At 75.9% G+C, this 969-nt stretch carries 1 protein-coding gene; it reads left to right on the top strand.

Annotated elements, in window-relative coordinates; all coding sequences use genetic code 11:
* Nucleotides 1–824 (top strand): polyprenol phosphomannose-dependent alpha 1,6 mannosyltransferase MptB (gene mptB / locus HUW36_RS33475; RefSeq protein WP_174531656.1); only part of this gene is annotated, 824 nt, incomplete at its 5' end.
* Nucleotides 825–969: the final 145 nt, after the last annotated feature.

Raw genomic sequence — 969 nt, 5'->3', positions numbered from 1 at the left:
GGGCGCTCTGGCTGGCGCTGGCCAGCCCGCTGGTGCCGATGCACCTGGCCTCCGGCGCGCACAACGACGCGCTGATGGTCGGCCTGCTCGTCGCCGGGCTGGCCGTGGTGGCGGCCCGACCCGGCCGGCCGGGTCCGCTGCTCGCCGGCGGGGTGCTGCTGGGCCTGGCCGCCGGTGTCAAGATCACCGCGCTGGTCGTGCTGCCGTTCGCGGCGCTGGCCGCGATCGTCGGGCCGTACCGGATCCGGGCGCTGGTCCGCGACGGCGCGTGGGTGGTCGGCGGCGCGCTGGCGGCGCTCGTCGGCGCCACGCTCGTCGCCGGGCTGGGGCTCGGCTTCATCAGCGGGCTGGAGCAGGGCGGCCTGGTGGTGGCCTGGACCTCGCCGCCCACCGCGGTCGGGCAGACCGTGGGCTACCTGCTCGCGCCGTTCGGGGTGCACGTGGACGCGCTGCCGGTGACCCGGGCCATCGGCATGGTGGTGCTGGTCGGGGTGCTGGTCTGGCTCTGGTTCCGGTCCTGGCGCCGGGGTGAGCCGTTCTGGCACGCGGCGCTGGCGCTGACCGCCACGGTCGCGCTCTCCCCGCTGTTCCACCCCTGGTACTGGCTGTGGCCGCTGGCCGTGCTGGCCGCCACCGCGCGGCGGACCCGGTGGTTCGCGATCGTCACCGTGGTGTCGTCGTTCCTGGTGCTTGCCGACGGGACCGGTTTACCCCGGTACACCAAGATGCCGGGTGCGCCGCTGATGACCCTGTTCGTGATCGTGCTGGTCGTGCGGTTGGTACGGTCGGCTCGGAAGGGTCGGCAGCCGGTTCCCGTGTCCTGAGGAGTGTGCCGGTGAGCGAGCCCGACGCGCCGGTCCGGCCGGTCGCCGCCACCGTCGCCAGGTACGCCGGCCTCGCCGGCGCGATCCTGCTCACCGTCGCCGGCTGGCTCGGCGGGGCGCTGCCCGCCGCGCCGCCGCGCACCAC

Source organism: Micromonospora maritima, assembly GCF_902825405.1.
Classification (GTDB): domain Bacteria; phylum Actinomycetota; class Actinomycetes; order Mycobacteriales; family Micromonosporaceae; genus Micromonospora; species Micromonospora maritima.
The sequence above is the reverse complement of the archived record's forward strand: the minus strand, read 5'-3'. Positions and strand labels throughout refer to the sequence as shown.